Origin of the sequence: Nocardiopsis metallicus, from assembly GCF_014201115.1 — a bacterium.
GTDB classification, from domain to species: Bacteria; Actinomycetota; Actinomycetes; order Streptosporangiales; family Streptosporangiaceae; genus Nocardiopsis; species Nocardiopsis metallicus.
On the sequence record NZ_JACHDO010000001.1, the window covers coordinates 1998760 to 2014179 of the forward strand.

A 15420-nucleotide genomic window follows, 5' to 3' on the forward strand; every position below is an offset into this window, starting at 1 on the left:
TCAGGCGGCCCCGTCCACGCCGAGGGCGAGCAGGAGGGTACGCAGCTTGGCCGAGGTCTCGGCGAGTTCGGAGTCGGGGTCGGACTCGGGCATGACCCCGCCGCCCGCGTACAGCTCCAGGGTGCGTCCGGCGACGTCGGCGCAGCGGATGGTGACCACCCATTCACCGTCCCCGGCGGCGTCGGTGTAGCCGACGGCACCGGTGTAGAAGCCGCGGTCGAAGGGTTCGAGTCCGCCGATGGTGTCGAAGGCCCGCCCGGTGGGGGTGCCGCACACGGCGGGGGTGGGGTGCAGGTCCGCGGCGAGCCGGTGGGCGGGCACGTCGGGGTCGGTGAGTTCGCCGGTCACCCGGGTGGACAGGTGCCACATGGTGGCGGTCTTGATCAGCTCGGGTTCAGCGGGGACGGAGAGGCTGCGGCAGTAGGGGCGCAACGCCTCGGTGACCGCCTCCACCACCACGGAGTGTTCGTGGCGGTCCTTGGCGGAGGTGAGCAGGCCGACGGCGCGGCGCTGGTCCTTGGTGGGGTCGGCGCTGCGCGGCGCGGACCCGGCCAGGGGGTTGGAGAGCACGTGGCGGCCGCGCTTGGCGATGAGGAGTTCGGGGCTGGCGCCGAGCAGCGAGCGGGTGCCGGAGCCGCGCTGGGGCAGGTCGGCGGCGAAGACGAAGGCGGTGGGGTCGCGCCAGAGCAGGTTGGCCAGGACGGTGGCCACGTCCACGTCCTGGTCGCTCCGCACCTTGAGGCAGCGGGCGAGGACGACCTTGCGCAGCTCGGTGTCCTCGGCCATGAGCTTGACCGCGCGTTCGACGGCGGCGACGTGCGCGTCGGGTGCGGGGACGGGGGTGAGCGTCCACTGTCCGCCGAGCGGGCTCCACTTGTGCTCGCTCCTGGCGGCCCTGGCCGGGGAGGGCGACCGGCGAACCGTCTCGGGGACGACCAGGTGGGCGGGCTGGGCCGGGTCGAAGGGGACGGCACCCATGGCGAGCGCTCCGTCGCCCGCCTCGGCGAGGGCGGCGGGGATGGCATCGAGCCGGTCCAGGGTGGTCAGGGCCCCCGTCCCGTGGAGGGCTCGCGTGGCGGTGGAGAAGAACGAGTCCCCTGGCCGGTACTCCGCCAGGAGTTCACCCGCCGTGGCCGCGGGGGCGGCGGTGCGCTGTTCGGGCATGGGTGTGGCCTTTCTGTGTCAGGCACGTGGGAGGGCGGCCGGGTTGGAACCGCCGGGCAGGGGGCGACTGCGGTGGTGAAGGCGCGCAGGCGGTGGAGGTCGAGGCGTCGGGGTGTGGGGTGGTGGGGTCAGCGCAGGGTGGCGCCGCCGTCCACGTAGAGCTCGTGCATGGTGATGTGGCGGGCGGCGTCGGAGACGAGGAAGCGCACGGCCGCGGCCACGTCCTCGGGCTGGCCGATTCTGCCCAGGGGGATGCCGACCTTGAAGTGTTCTGGGTCGCCCGCGACCAGGGCTTGGGGGTCGGCGGCCATGGTGCGGAGCATCGGGGTGTCGGTGGAGCCGGGCGAGACGACGTTGCAGCGAACACCCAGGGGTGCCAGTTCGAGGCCCAGGGACTTGGTGAGGGCGACGGCGGCGGCCTTGGAGGCGGCGTAGGCGGCCATGCCGGATCGGGGCACGCCCGCGGCGTTGGAGGCGACGGTGACCAGGGTGCCGTGGCCGCGGGGTCCCATCCGGCGGGCGGCCGCTCGGCAGACGGCGAAGACTCCGGTGGCGTTGACCGCGATCATCCGGTGCCAGTCACGGTCGGCACAGTCGACGACGGGACCGGTGGCGAGGGTGCCGGCGGCGCTGACCACGACGGTGACCGGCCCGAGGAGCGCCTCGACCTCGCCGAAGAGCGTTTCGACCGCGTTGGTGTCGGTGACGTCCGCGGTGAAGGCACGGGCTTGGTGTCCGTTGCCCTCCAGAGCGCGGACGGTCTCGGCGAGCCCGTCGGGGTCGATGTCGACGGCGGCGATCAGGGCCCCGTGCTCGGCGAGGTCGGTGACGACCGCGCGGCCGACACCGCTCGCCGCTCCGGTGACCACGGCGACGGCACCGTCGATCCCGTTCAACCGCTTCTCCCTCCTCATCTGTGGTTCCCCTAGCCGTGCTGAGCTGCAAAAAGTAAGGCAAAGCTTGCCTTAATTAGGCAATCCTTACCTAATAAGTCCGCGGCAAGTCTCCGGCGGGTCACGGCGGGATGTCAACAGGAGCCAGTGGGAGACCTGGGTCACATGGACTGAAGTCGAAGCCCGACCGCACCTCACTCGCGGCCAGTCGGACACCACATAGAGCGATGGCATTTGTCCAGTTCAGCTCCGATTCATGAGAACGAAAGCACCAGTCTCACCACCACCGGAAACCGCACCGACACCCACGAAGAACAGACTCGAAACCTGCTCGGGGTGAGGCGGTTGTCACCTTCACGCACACCCGGGCCGGGCATACCCGGCACCCGGCACCCGGCACCCGGCACCCGGCACCCGGCACCGACAGGAGTCGCACCCCGCCGAACCAGCCGGGACCCGGAGTCAGCACGCCAGAGAGTTCGTCTAGCCTGGATGCGGCCCGCGGAACGACCCCCGGGACCCCTCCCCGACCGCGATGACGATCCCGAGGAACCGCGTTGAGCATCACGACCCTGACCGCCCGAACCTTCCGAGTGGTGGCCGTCTTCGAGGCCTTCACCTGGGCCGGACTCCTCGTCGGCATGTACTTCAAGTACCTCGGCAACGGCAGTGAGCTGGGCGTGCAGATCTTCGGCCCGCTGCACGGCGGAGCCTTCATCGCGTACGTACTGGTGGCCCTGGCCGCCGCCTACCGGCTGCGCTGGGGCGTGTGGCCGACCCTGGTGGCGCTGGCCGCGTCCATCCCTCCCCTGGGCACCCTGCCCGCTGACTGGTGGCTGCACCGGACCGGCCGCCTGGCCCCGCCCCGGGAACCCGGGAGCACGAGTGTCGAGCAGGCCGAGAAGGTCTCCTGAGAAGGTCTCCGAAAGACTTTTTTGGTGAAACCAGGTGCGGAACGGGCCCCGGCAACAACCGCGGCCCGTTCTGCGTTCGGTGGGAAAATGCGCAGAAATGTCGTCCGGCGACGCCCGGGAGAGCATCCGCGGACACCCGGCGGAACGAATCAAGACCCAGGTCGAAGGGTTCTGCCGCACACCGCGCTGACCATCCCGCACCTTCGACGGTTAGGCCCGAACCCCCGAAACCGCCAGCTCCAGCGGCTCCGGCGGCTCCGGAAGTTCCAGCAGTGGAGCCAGCCAGAAAAACGCACAATAGGGGACGCCCCAAAACCCGAGCGCAGCATACGCCTATTACCCCCAAACCCCCATCATTCCCCGTGATCTTGCTACCAGGAGCGAAATGGGCGCCCATTTCGCTCCTGGTAGCAAGATCACGGATGTGAGAGGGGCGGAAACCGGCTGTGCCCCGTGGTCAATAAACTCGTGGGATGTCCAGGCTCTGTCGGACCCCGCGGCTAGAATCGCCTCGGCTGCGGCCTCGAAGCGGGACCGCGGGGCGCAGACGAAGGGGACGGACATGGGCGTACAGGAGCCGACCGAGGTGTTCACGTCGACTGCCGGGGCGGTGCGCTGGGGCGCCGTCGGCTCCGGAGAGCCCGTGGTCCTGCTGCACGGCACCCCGTTCTCGTCGTACGTGTGGCGGGACGTGGCCGCAGCGCTGGCGCTCCGGTACCGGGTGTACTTCTGGGACATGCCCGGCTACGGGACCTCGGAGATGCGTTCGGGGCAGCGGGTGTCCCTGGCCGCGCAGGGGGAGGTGTTCGCCGAGCTGCTCGGGCACTGGGGCTTGGAGAGCCCGAGGGTTGTCGCACACGACTTCGGCGGTGCGGTGGCACTGCGCGCGCACCTGTTGCACCGGACCGCCTACTCGCGGTTGGCACTGGTCTCGCCGGTGGCCCTGGCCCCGTGGGGTTCGCCGTTCTTCCGGTTGGTGGGCGAGCACACCGAGGTCTTCGAGCAGCTGCCGCCCGCGCTGCACCGGGCCCTGGTGGCCGAGTACGTGGGCTCGGCCAGCGCGCCCGGGCTGGGGCCGGGGGTTGTGGACCGGTTGGTGGAGCCGTGGACCGGGGCGGAGGGCCAGGCGGCTTTCTACCGCCAGATCGAGCAGGCCGACCAGGCGCACACCGACGAGATCCAGGGCCTGTACCCGGGGTTGGACCTGCCGGTGCTGCTGGCCTGGGGCGAGCAGGACGCGTGGATCCCCCCGGAACGCACCCGTGAGTTGGCCGCGATGATCCCCGGCCTGGTCACCTGCCCCATCGAGGGCGCGGGCCACCTCGTCCAGCTGGACGCCCCCGCTCAGTTGACCGCGGCCCTGACGGACTTCCTCAGGGGATAAACCCCGTTCTGGGCTCGGAGCGAAGGGCAGCCGGGCCGGGTGCGGGCCCGCACGGGCGAACGCCGGAGCACCCCCGTACGGCTAGGCTGCGCGACGTGGAGCTACGACATCTGAGGCACTTCGTGGCGGTCTGTGAGGAGGAGCACTTCACCCGGGCCGCTGAATACCTCGGCATCACCCAGTCCGGCCTGTCCGCGTCGATCCGTGCCCTGGAACGCGACCTGGACGCGCAACTGCTGCTGCGCACCACCCGCCGGGTCTATCCGACCCCCACCGGGCACGTGCTCCTGGCCGAGGCCCAGCGCATCCTGGCCGCGACCGAGCGGCTGCGGGAACTGGCCACCGACGACCACGGAGTGCGCGGCGCCCTGTCCCTGGGCACCGAGCAGTGTATGGGCGTGGTGGAGGCCGCACCCCTGCTGCACGAGTACCGGGAGCGCCACCCCAACGTGGCGATCAACCTCCAGCAGGCCGCCACCGGGCAGCTACTCGAACTCGTGGGCACGGGCAGGATCGACGCCGCGCTGGTGGCCGGTCCTCTCGACGCGGGCGGGGACGTACGGCTGTTGCGGATCACCGAGGAACCGCTCATGCTGCTGACCGCCGCCGACCGCCTCGTGCCCGAGGGGGCGATCCCCTCGGCCCTGGGCGAGGAGGAGTACGTCGACCTGCATCCGGGGTGGGGCGCCCGCGACTGCGCGGACCGGGCGTTCGCGGACTTCGGGATCGCCAGGCGCGTCGCCCTCCAGGTCAACGACGTGTACACGCTGCTGGACCTGGTAGGTCGCGGTATGGGAGTCGCGGTGGTCCCCCGGCCGGTGACCCGAAAGCCCCAGGCTGAGGGGCTCAGAAGCGTCGCGGTTCCCGGGCCGACGCGGTGGCGGGTGGCCCTGGCCCTGCCCGGGGCCGCGCGTCCGTCCGCCGCCACGCGGGCCTTCGTGAAGCTGCTCGGAGAGAACCATCCGATTGATGACTCCCACTTCTGAATCCCAGACGTTCCACATGTTGGACACGTGCACGGAGGGTGGGGCAGGGTGAACGGAGACGGTGCCCTCCGGTGCCGCCTGCCCCGAGGTTCAGGAAGTGCTCTCATGTCTCAAACGGTCCAGGGTGTGATCTCACGTGCGAAGGGCGCACCGGTCGAACTGACCGCCATCGTCGTCCCCGACCCCGGGCCGGGGGAGGCGGTCGTCCAGGTCCAGGCGTGCGGGGTCTGCCACACCGACCTGCACTACCGCGAAGGCGGGATCAACGACGAGTACCCCTTCCTGCTCGGCCACGAGGCCGCCGGTGTGGTGGAGTCCGTCGGCGCCGGGGTCACCCAGATCGAACCCGGGGACTACGTGATCCTGAACTGGCGGGCGGTGTGCGGGCAGTGCCGGGCCTGTCGCCGGGGGCGGCCCCAGTACTGCTTCGACACGCACAACGCCGAGCAGAGCATGACCCTGGAGGACGGCACCGAACTCTCCCCCGCCCTGGGCATCGGCGCGTTCGCCGAGAAGACGCTGGTCGCCGCGGGCCAGTGCACCAAGGTCGACCCGACCGCTTCGGCCGCCGCCGCGGGGCTCCTCGGCTGCGGGATCATGGCCGGGATCGGCTCCGCCATCAACACCGGCGGGGTGGGCCGTGGTGACTCCGTGGCGGTGATCGGCTGCGGCGGGGTGGGCAGCGCGGCCGTGGCCGGGTCCCGCCTGGCCGGGGCTGGCAAGATCATCGCCGTGGACCTGGAGGACCGCAAGCTGGAGTGGGCGCGCGGCTTCGGCGCCACCCACACGGTCAACGCCTCCCGAACCGACCCGGTCGAGGCGATCCGTGCGCTCACCGACGGGTTCGGCGCGGACGTGGTGATCGACGCCGTCGGTCTGCCGCAAACGTATGAGCAGGCGTTCTACGCCCGTGACCTGGCGGGGACCGTGGTGCTGGTGGGCGTGCCCACCCCTCAGATGCGGTTGGAGTTGCCGCTGCTGGACGTGTTCGGCCGGGGCGGGGCGCTGAAGTCGAGCTGGTACGGCGACTGCCTGCCCTCGCGCGACTTCCCCATGCTCATCGACCTCTATACCCAGGGCAGGCTGGACCTGGACGGTTTCGTCTCCGAGGAGATCGGGCTCGGTGACATCGAGGAGGCCTTCGCTCGAATGGAGCGGGGCGAGGTACTGCGATCGGTGGTGCGGCTGTGAGTGACACGCGTGTGGAACACCTGACCACGTCCGGGGTCTTCACCCTGGACGGAGGTTCCTGGGAGGTGGACAACAACGTCTGGCTGGTGGGTGACGATGACGAGGTCGTGGTGATCGACGCCCCGCACGACCCCGCCGCGATCGTCGAGGCGGTGGACGGTCGCCGAGTGGTGGCGGTGCTGTGCACGCACGGGCACAACGACCACGTCAACGCCGCCCCGGCGGTGGCCGAGGCGACCGGCGCGCCGATCCTGCTGCACCCCGAGGACCGGGTGCTGTGGGACATGACCCATCCGGACCGGGCCCCGGACGGTGAGCTGGCCGACGGCCAGTCCCTGAAGGTCGGCGGGACGGAGCTGACGGTGCTGCACACCCCGGGCCACGCACCGGGCGCGGTCTGCCTGTACGCGCCGGATCTGGGTGTGCTGTTCAGCGGCGACACCCTGTTCCAGGGCGGTCCGGGTGCGACGGGGCGTTCCTACTCGGACTTCCCGACCATCGTGGAATCGATCCGCCGCAGGCTGCTGTCACTGCCGGAGGAGACGGTGGTCAACACCGGGCACGGCGACTCCACGACCATCGGCGCGGAGGCCCCGCACCTGCAGGAGTGGCTGTACCGGGGGCAGTAGCCGCTCCACGTACGCGCATGGAGCGGGGCGGGGGTTGGCACTGACCCCCGCTCCGCTCGTTTCCCGTGGTCAGTCGAGCTGGATCCGGATCGGGTCGTCGAAGCTCCAGACGTCGTCCACCTCCAGAGCCACCGGCTCGGTGCCCTCGGGCACGTCGAACACGGCTTCACCGGAGGCCTGGTTGCCGGGATTGATCTGTTGCAGGAAGAACGAGTCGGCGCCCAGGACGACGCCGGCGGAGTGGCTGTTGCCATCGGCGTCGATCAGCGAGAGCGCGGAGTCGTCGAAGGTGGTGGACTCGCTGCCACCGTTCTCCACCGTCATGTCGACGATGACGAACTCCCCCTGCGCCTGCTCCTCGAAGAACTCCTCGCCGTAGGTCGCGGCGGTCTCCGTTCCGTGCACGGTGACCACCCAGTCGCCCAACTGGGCGGCCTCACCCATGGCGAAGTCCCCGCTTTCCTCGTCGGCCTCCTCAGTTTCCGCTCCGGTCGTATTCTCCCCGGCGCCCGAAGTGGTTTCGGCCTCCTGTCCGCCTCCGGCGGTGCACGCGAACATGCCCACGATGAGGACGAACACCGCCAACAGAATCCACGGCCACTTCCTCCGCTTTCGAGGTGCGGCCACCGGCGGCGGCCCGTACTGGGGCGGAAGGTACTGCTGCTGGCCGTACGGGGGCTGACCATACGGGGGCTGCTGAAACTGTTGGGGATTCTCCTGAGGCTGCCCACCCTGGTAGGGGCCGTGCCGTTCCGGACCGTCCTGCATGCCGCTGCTCATCGCGCGCCCTCCCGAAGCCGCACCCGGGGGGAGCTTCACCCCCTGCTTCCAGAGTCACGCACAAACCCGAAAAAAAGAGGAAAACGAATGGAAATCGTTTTTCCTGAAAAGGTCGATGAAACCGCCAATCAATGGCCCGAATGCGGGACGCAGGCAACCTTTGAACACATTCCCGAAAAACAACTCGACAAATGACCGGAAGCGGACACCTGAAAAGTTTGCTCCGCGAGGGAACGCTCGGTTCATACCCGGAATGGCCGACCGTTGTCGGCCACCGGCCGGGTCAGACGGTGGCCGAGCGGTCGGTGCACACCTGTTCCGACGGGGCGATCTCCTCCACGCTGAGCACGGCGACGACGAAGCAGTACTCCTGGTCCGGTTCCAGGCCGCTGACCCTGGCCTGCCCGGAACCGGGCTCGGCGTCGGCGAGGTTGCCCGGTGTCTGACCGGCCGGGCCGCCGATCACCTGGTGGTTCGCGGCTGGTTCGGTGTTGTCGGTCCAGGTCACCAGCACGGTGTGTCCGGAGTCCTCCAGGCCGAGGTCGGTGGGGGCCGCCTCCTCCACCTGGAGTGCGGGAGCCGGAGGGGCCTCGTTCTCGCCGCTTCCGCCCGGCTGGGCGGCGGGGGCGTCGGGAGTACCGGAGGCCGCCGGGGTGTCGGAGGCGTCCGGGACGGGTTCGGCTGTCCTGGCCTGGGCCAGAAGGTCTCCGCCGACGCCCGGCCGAAGGACGGCGACCAGGCCGAGGACGACGGCCACGAAAGCGATGGCGGCGACGGTCACACCGATGAACAGGGGGCGGCGCCCGGGTTGTCCCGGCGGCCGGGTAACGGGCCCGGGTGACGCCGGAGGTTCGGGCGGCGCCGGTGGCTGGGGCGGTACCGGTGGCTGGGGCGGTGCCTGGCTCTGGTCCCAGTGGTACCCGGGGGATGCCTGCCCCGGAACGAGCGCAGTGTCCGGGGCGGCCTGGTCCTGGCCCGGGACGGCCGTTGCCGTGCCTTGGCCCGGTGTACCGGCCGGGGATTCGGCTGAGGCGCCCCCGGCCCACCCGGGCAGGGACGCCCAGGCGATTTCCGGGTGGTCGGCCAGAAAGCGGGCGGGGTCGTTGTCGGACCTGGCCGGTGGGCCGCCGTGAGCGTCCCGCCCCTCGCCGGGCTCGGCCGGTTGGTCTCCGTCTGAGGCCACCGGTTCCGGGGCCGAGGACGGGGACGAGTCCGGGGAGGTGCCCGGTCCCCCGTGCGAGGTCGGTTCGACCGCGGCCGTGACGACGGCATTCGGATCAGCCGCTTCGGGGAGTCCGGGACCCGGTTCCCGCCCGCCCGAATCCCGGCCATCCAGATCCGGACCACCCGGATCCGGACCACCCGGATCCGGACCGCCCAGCTCCCTGGCGAGGTCGGCGGCGCTCTGCCGTTGGGCCGGGTCCCGGGACAGGGCCCGTTCGAGCACCGCGCGCAGCGGTGCGGACAGGTCGGACCGGGGAAGGCGCGGCAGCTCCCCGGCCAAGGCGCGTTCCCGGTAGGTGAACGGGTCCCCCGTCGAACCCGGCCCCTCGGCGAAGGGCGGGTGCCCGGCGAGCAGGGTCCACAGCACCGCCCCGAGCCGGTAGACGTCGGAGGCGGGGGTGAGGGGGTGCTGTCCGCTCAGTGCCTCGGGCGAGGCGTAGGCGACCGCCACAGGGTCGAGGCCGACCGGTTCGGTTCGCTGGTCCGCGGGCAGTACCCCGCCGACGTCGGTCAGGACACCGCCGCCGGGGGCGCTCAGGATGTTGCCAGGTTCGATCCGGTGGTGCAGCAGGCCCCGGCCGTGCAGGGCGGCCAGGGCGCCGGCCACGGACCGGCCCACTGCGAGGGCCTCGGCCAGTGGTAGCGGTCCCCGGTCCGCGAGGACGGAGGCGTAGTCCCCTGCCGGGTGCAGGTCCATGGCGACGAACGCCCGCCCGGATGAGGTGCGTCCGCCGCCGATCGCTGTGACCAGGCCCGGGGTCCCGGACAGCTCGACCAGCCGGTCGGCCTCCCGGCTGCCGGAGCCGTCCCGCATGACCTTGAGCGCGACCGGGTGGTCGTCCCCGTCGCGCAGGGCCCGGTAGACGGTCGAGTCCGCTCCCCGGTACAGGACCTCCGTGGAGTGGAAGCCCAAGGCCAGTCTGCTGTGCTGCTCAGCGCCGCTCATCGGCGTCCTCTCCGTTGACGGCCGGTTCTCGGGCCGTCCCTCCAGAACAGGGGGCGGGGATCGAACCACCAGATGAGTCGTGCGAGCCGGGGCCGTCCTCTGCGCAGGATCCGCTGGTGGGCGCGTACGACCCGCCCCGCCTCGTCCGCGGCCCCGGCGTCGATACCCGATCCGCCGCCGAAACCCGCCCCGTTGACGGCCGCCGCCAGCCGGTCGAGCCCGGCGTCGAGCGTCGGGGGCGGAGCCAGGGAGCGGGCGACGGCCACGGTGTCGGTGACGGTGTCCCCGGCGCTCAGGACCGCCGAGCCCAGCCGCAGGGCCTCGCGCATTTCACGCCAGGCGCCCAGGACGCGCTCGGTCGGGTCACCGGACCCCAGCCGCAGCGCGCGGCGGGTGAGCCTGAGTGCGGGGACCAGCAGGATCAGGGCGAAGGTACCGCCGGAGGCGGCCCCGGCCCAGATCCACGCACCGTGGTCGGAGTCCGCGCGTTCCGTGGCCGTCCCCTCTGCGGCCTCGGCGGCGGAGGAGCTCTCCAGTTCCTCGGTTTCGGGGTCTTCGGAGTCGTTCTCGTCCGCGGGGCTCTGCCCGGCGGCGGTGTCGTCCTGACCCCCGGGGGTGACGTGGAAGGGCACCCAGCCCAGGCCGTCGAAGTACACCTCGCCCCAGGCGTAGGCGTCGCCGGTGGTCACCTCGTACTCGCCCTCGGTCCGCTCCGTTCCGGGGGCGAAGCCGACCGCCACCCGGCTGGGCAGACCGGCGGCGCGGGCCAGCATGGTGAAGGCGCTGGCGAACTGTTCCGAGGTGCCGCCGCCTCCCCGGCCGCCGGGGGCGGCCAGCAGCGCGTCGATGTGCGCGTACCCGTGGCCGCCGGGGGTGGTCGGGTCGAAGGTGTGGGATTCGCGCAGGTAGTCGGCGAGGGCGCGGGCCCGGTCGTAGTAGTCGCCTTCGGCGGCGATCTCGGTGACGACCTCGTTGATGATGGGCGGGGCCCCGGGCGGCAGGTCCCGGTAGAGGTCGTAGACGTCCCCCACGGGCGGCGCCGAGCGTGCGGGGTCGACCCCGCTCCAGTCGGCTACCTCGCCGACCGTCTCGTAGCTGCGCCCGGCCACGTCGCCGTCCAGGGTGACGACGGTGCCGGTGAGGGCGTCGTAGCCGAGGGGGTCCAGCCCCACCTCCCGGGGCGCCCCGACCACCGGCGCCCAACTGCCCGGGAGTTCCTCGCCGACGGTGACGTGCGCGCTCACGAGCTCGGCCCCGGGCGGCGGGGGCACGGGTTCGGGCAGGATCTGGCCGGCGTTGCGGTAACCGCTCTCGGGCAGCCAGGTGGTGCCGGTGAAGTCGGCGAGGGCGACCCAGCGCAGGCCGACCGGCCGGTCGGCCGCCACCGTGAGCAGGTGCCGGTCGGGTTCGGCTGCCCACCCGGGCAGGTAGCCGAGGGGGTTGCGGGCGTCGTGGGGGTCCATCGGCGGGGTGAGGACGGCGCGCGGGTCCGCGGGTTCGGCGGCCCATCCGGCGAGCAGATGGGGGCCGCCGAGCACGGCGGTGGTGGCGGTGAGCGCACAGATGGCCCCGGTGACCGCGGCGTCGCGGAATCGGGAGGGGGCCTGGGGTGGGGCGTCCACCTGGATGACCAGAGCGGACGATCCCGTCGAACCGCGCGCTGTCGAACCCTGCGCTGGTGAACCCTGCGCCGCCGCCCCCTGGTCCCCGCTGCGCGAGCCCACGGACATCACCAGGACCGCGGCCACACCGAGCAGGCCGATCGAGCCGAACCCGGGCGGGGTGACCGGCCCGTTGAGGACCACGGCGCCCACGAGCAGCAGCAGTCCGGGCAGCAGGGCGAGCGCCCGGCGGTCGGCGTGCCAGGCCAGGGCGGCGGCCGTACCGGCGAGCCAGGTGGCCAGGAGGGGCAGGGTGAGGGTGTCGGCGGTGAGGGGGGTGGGTGCGGTGGTGGTGAGGATGCGCGCGCCCGAGTGCAGCAGCGCTTCACCCGCTCCGCGCAGCACCCCGGTCGGTCCGCCCGCGCCGTACCCCTGCCCGGGGATCCACACGGCGCTCACCAAAACCGCGGTGAGCGGAAGGGGGATCCCGGTCAGGACCGTGCGGAGCGGGCCGAACCGCGAGCGCAGGAACAGTGTGGCCGCCACGGACGTGAGCGCGCACGTCACGAGGACCGCCAGCACGGTCACCGGTGAACTGTAGGAGTCGGCCAGGGCCGCGCCGCCCGCGGCGGTGGCCAGGACCAGCCCGGCCCAGGCCGGGAGCGCGCCGATGGACGGACGGGGCGTACCGCCGGGGCGCCGGGCGGTGGCCGCGGGCGCGGAGCCGGGGCCGGTACCGCCCGGTGTGGTTCCGCCCCGGTTCTGAGCCGGGGCCGTCACCGTGGCCATGGCGCCTCGTTCCAGCGGTCCGCGAACGAGGCGGCGTCGCCCGCTTGGATGAGTGTGACGGGGTCGGGTGCAGGCGGGGTCTCGCGCTGGCCGATGGCGGCCGCGAACAGCCCGGAGTAGCGATCGCCGAGCTGGCCGAACAGGCGCAGGTCGGTGGCGTCCAGGCCCCCGCTGACCAGGATGGCGGTGTCGCCCTGGCTGTGGGTGCGGGCCAGGTGGAGTGCGTCGGCCAGGTCCGCGCCGGGAGTGGGTTCGGCCTCGGCGAGCAGATCCAGCAGGGAGGGCAGGCCCGCGCTGCTGTCCCGGCCGCGTCCGCTGACCAGCCGGAGTTCGCAGTGGAGTGAGGCCCGCACGCCGGTGGCGAGCAGGGAGGCGGCCGCCCCCGCGACCTCGTCCAGCCGGGCCGCGCCGTCCTCGGTGGGGCGGTCGTCGACCAGGACGCACACCCGGGTCTGGGAGGTGTCGACGTACTCGCGCACCACGAGCCGGTCCAGCCGGGCCGAGCTGCGCCAGTGCACGTGGCGCAGATCGTCGCCGGGGGCGTAGTCGCGCAGCGTGTGGAAGGTGAGGGTGCCCGCCCGGGCGCCGTCCACCTCGCCGTCGGGGTCGGCGACGTTGCCGACCGGGATGGCCTTCAGGTACTGCCAGGACGGGTGGATCCACACCTGGTCGGTAGCGCCGTGGACGCGTACGCTCCGGGCCAGGCCGAGGGGGTCGGAGCGGCCCGCGCTCAGCGGGCCGAGTTCGAGGAGTCCGCGCCGGTGGGACTGGAGCCAGTAGTCCGATCCCCCGGTGCCGTTCCCGGGCAGGGCGGGCAGGGTGACGTCGTGCCCGCCGTCGGGGCCTACCACCCGTTCGCTGATCCGCAGGGTGCGGCGACCGGTGTTGCGGGCGCTCATGTGCACGCGAACAGACCGGCCGGGGCTGGAGCGCGTGCCCATCGGCAGGGACCGGGTCACCGTGACCGCGGCGGGGCGGCCCACGGCCAGGGCGGCCGTGGCCACCGCCAGGACGGCCAGGGCCCCGAGCAGGGCGAGTTCCTGGTACTGGGAGAGGGTTCCCCCGACGAGCAGCAGCGCCCCCGCGGCCGCCACCAGCCACCCTCGTGTGGTCGGCATCAGCGGGTCGCCGTCGCCCCCGGGTGGCCCGGCTGGGGGGCCGGGGTCGCCTCGAGGACCTCGGCGAGCACGTCGGTACCGGTGCGGCCGCCGACGGAGGCCTCCGGGGAGAGCACCAGCCGGTGCGCCCACAGCGGCTGGGCCAGGGTCTTGACGTCCTCGGGCGTGGCGTAGGGGCGGCCGGAGACCAGGGCGCGGATGCGGGCCGTGTGGGCCATGGCGACGGTCGCGCGGGTGGACAGGCCCACGCTGAGCGCGGAGTGCTCGCGGGTGGCGCGGGCCACGCGCAGGACGTACTCGTAGACGGCCTCGTCGACGCGGACCCGGCGGGCGGCCAGGCGGACCTGTTCCATCCGGGCGGCGTCGGTGAACGCGGGCAGGCTGTCCGGTGTGGTGAGGCGGTCGCCGCGGATGATGGCGAGTTCCGCTGCGGGGTCGGCGTAGCCCACGGTCAGGCGCATCAGGAACCGGTCGAGCTGGGCTTCGGGGAGCCGGTAGGTACCCGACATCTCCACGGGGTTCTGGGTGGCGACCACCTGGAAGGGTTCGGGGACCGCGTGGCGGACGCCGTCCACGGTGACCGCGCCCTCCTCCATGACCTCGAGCAGGGCCGACTGGGTCTTGGGCGAGGCCCGGTTGATCTCGTCGGCGACGACGACGTTGGCGAAGACCGGCCCCGGATGGAACTCGAACTCACGGGTGCCCTGGTTGAAGACGGTCACGCCGGTGACGTCGGAGGGCAGCAGGTCGGGCGTGAACTGCACGCGCCGCCAGACCCCGTGCACGCTGGCGGCGATGGCGCGGGCCAGGGTGGTCTTGCCGGTGCCGGGAACGTCCTCCAGCAGGAGGTGGCCCTGGGAGAGCAGGGCGACGAGGGCGAGGCGCACCACCTCGGTCTTGCCCAGGAGCGCGGACCCGACGGAGGCGACCATGGAGTCGAAGGCGTCCGCATGGACCGCGGCCTCGTCCGTGGAGAGCGGAGCTGAGGGAGCGTGCAGGTTCACGGCGTTTCCTTCGGGTGGTGGAGGAGGCGGGACAGGGCGGTTCAGGGCGGGCCGCCCGGCCCGGCGGTGGTCCGCTCCTGGGGGATGAGCGGGGTCGACGGGTCCTGGGTCTGCTCCTGTTGGCGCTGTTCGTTGAGTTCCTGCTGGACCTGGAAGGCGTTGGCGACCACGATGCCCGCGGCGAGCACCGCGGCGGCGATCAGGCCGACCACGACCGACGGCCACACGTGGTGGCGTCTGCGCCAGTAACGGCTGGACCCGTACAGGATGGCCGCGCGCAGTTGCCTGCGCCGCAGTGCGTCGGCCTGCAGGACGTAGCGCTCGGTGTGGGGTGTGCTCTGGAAGGCTTCCGGAAGCGGGGTGGGCGGGGGCCCTTCGGGTCGCTCCCCCCGGCCCGCGGGCGGGGGATGCCGGGTCGGGGGTTGCCCGGTGGCGCCGTAGGCGCCGTACGGCTGGCTCACTCGAAGAGGTTGTTCAGGTAACTCTTGGTCTCGCGGTAGCCGTCCACGGTCCCGTCGACGGCGTCGATCATCCTCGAGAACCCGCGATTGGTCATCTCGAAGGCGTTGTTGAACTCGGCGGCCCTGGCCTGGAAGGCCTCGTCGCCGCCCTCGAACTTGGCGACGGTGTCCTTGGTCTGGGCGTCGATCTCCTGCATGATCGCCTGGAAGTAGCCCAGGTACTGGCGCTGGTCGGTGCTCAGCTGCTCGAGCTGGTCGATGTCCGCGCCGACCTCGTACTTGCTCACGCTCACGGCGTGCTCTCCCCTCGGTGCTGTTCCGTGCCGGACCCGGTGC

General features: G+C 72.2%; 14 protein-coding genes. 5 read left to right on the forward strand and 9 right to left on the reverse strand.

The window, feature by feature from the left end:
• Positions 1-1164 carry an isochorismate synthase gene (locus HNR07_RS08540; RefSeq protein ID WP_184364152.1) on the reverse strand — a complete coding sequence of 388 codons (1164 nt, stop codon included), beginning with the start codon at positions 1162-1164 and terminating at the stop codon, positions 1-3.
• A gap of 128 nt (positions 1165-1292) precedes the next feature.
• Positions 1293-2078, reverse strand: coding sequence for a 2,3-dihydro-2,3-dihydroxybenzoate dehydrogenase (locus HNR07_RS08545; protein WP_376769911.1), 786 nt, complete (start codon positions 2076-2078; stop codon positions 1293-1295).
• A 536-nt stretch (positions 2079-2614) separates the two neighbouring features.
• Here HNR07_RS08545 and HNR07_RS08550 point away from each other — a divergent pair.
• The 5 genes from HNR07_RS08550 (at position 2615) to HNR07_RS08570 (ending at position 7161) form a co-directional block, all read left to right on the forward strand.
• The gene (locus HNR07_RS08550; protein ID WP_184364154.1) at positions 2615-2971 is read left to right on the forward strand and encodes a DUF3817 domain-containing protein; all 357 of its coding nucleotides are present in this window, start codon (positions 2615-2617) and stop codon (positions 2969-2971) included.
• 562 nt (positions 2972-3533) lie between these two features.
• The gene (locus HNR07_RS08555) at positions 3534-4355 is read left to right on the forward strand and encodes an alpha/beta fold hydrolase (RefSeq protein ID WP_184364156.1); all 822 of its coding nucleotides are present in this window, start codon (positions 3534-3536) and stop codon (positions 4353-4355) included.
• Positions 4356-4450: 95 nt separating this feature from the next.
• Positions 4451-5341, forward strand: coding sequence for a LysR family transcriptional regulator (locus tag HNR07_RS08560; protein WP_312893688.1), 891 nt, complete (start codon positions 4451-4453; stop codon positions 5339-5341).
• 105 nt (positions 5342-5446) lie between these two features.
• Positions 5447-6532: an S-(hydroxymethyl)mycothiol dehydrogenase gene (locus HNR07_RS08565; protein ID WP_184364157.1), complete on the forward strand. Its 1086-nt coding sequence runs from the start codon at positions 5447-5449 to the stop codon at positions 6530-6532.
• Complete coding sequence (locus tag HNR07_RS08570) at positions 6529-7161, forward strand: MBL fold metallo-hydrolase (RefSeq protein ID WP_184364159.1); 633 nt, start codon at positions 6529-6531, stop codon at positions 7159-7161. The genes HNR07_RS08565 and HNR07_RS08570 overlap by 4 nt, the downstream gene beginning before the upstream one ends.
• Positions 7162-7230: 69 nt before the next feature.
• Here HNR07_RS08570 and HNR07_RS08575 read toward each other — a convergent pair whose 3' ends face one another.
• From HNR07_RS08575 to HNR07_RS08605, 7 genes are all read right to left on the reverse strand, one after another.
• Positions 7231-7941: a DUF4352 domain-containing protein gene (locus HNR07_RS08575; RefSeq protein WP_246420191.1), complete on the reverse strand. Its 711-nt coding sequence runs from the start codon at positions 7939-7941 to the stop codon at positions 7231-7233.
• Between the two features lie 283 nt (positions 7942-8224).
• Positions 8225-10111: a protein kinase domain-containing protein gene (locus HNR07_RS08580; protein WP_184364161.1), complete on the reverse strand. Its 1887-nt coding sequence runs from the start codon at positions 10109-10111 to the stop codon at positions 8225-8227.
• Positions 10108-12501: a transglutaminase-like domain-containing protein gene (locus HNR07_RS35515; RefSeq protein WP_184364163.1), complete on the reverse strand. Its 2394-nt coding sequence runs from the start codon at positions 12499-12501 to the stop codon at positions 10108-10110. The genes HNR07_RS08580 and HNR07_RS35515 overlap by 4 nt, the downstream gene beginning before the upstream one ends.
• Entirely contained in the window at positions 12489-13619 is a 1131-nt protein-coding gene (locus HNR07_RS08590) for a DUF58 domain-containing protein (RefSeq protein WP_184364165.1), read from the reverse strand. Before HNR07_RS08590 ends, HNR07_RS35515 begins: the two co-directional genes overlap by 13 nt.
• A complete protein-coding gene (locus HNR07_RS08595; protein WP_312893689.1) occupies positions 13619-14623 on the reverse strand; it encodes an AAA family ATPase in 1005 nt (334 codons plus the stop codon). The genes HNR07_RS08590 and HNR07_RS08595 overlap by 1 nt, the downstream gene beginning before the upstream one ends.
• Positions 14624-14664: 41 nt before the next feature.
• Entirely contained in the window at positions 14665-15084 is a 420-nt protein-coding gene (locus HNR07_RS35865) for an ABC transporter permease (RefSeq protein WP_184364167.1), read from the reverse strand.
• The gene (locus HNR07_RS08605; RefSeq protein WP_184364169.1) at positions 15081-15377 is read right to left on the reverse strand and encodes a hypothetical protein; all 297 of its coding nucleotides are present in this window, start codon (positions 15375-15377) and stop codon (positions 15081-15083) included. Before HNR07_RS08605 ends, HNR07_RS35865 begins: the two co-directional genes overlap by 4 nt.
• Between the last annotated feature and the right edge of the window lie 43 nt (positions 15378-15420).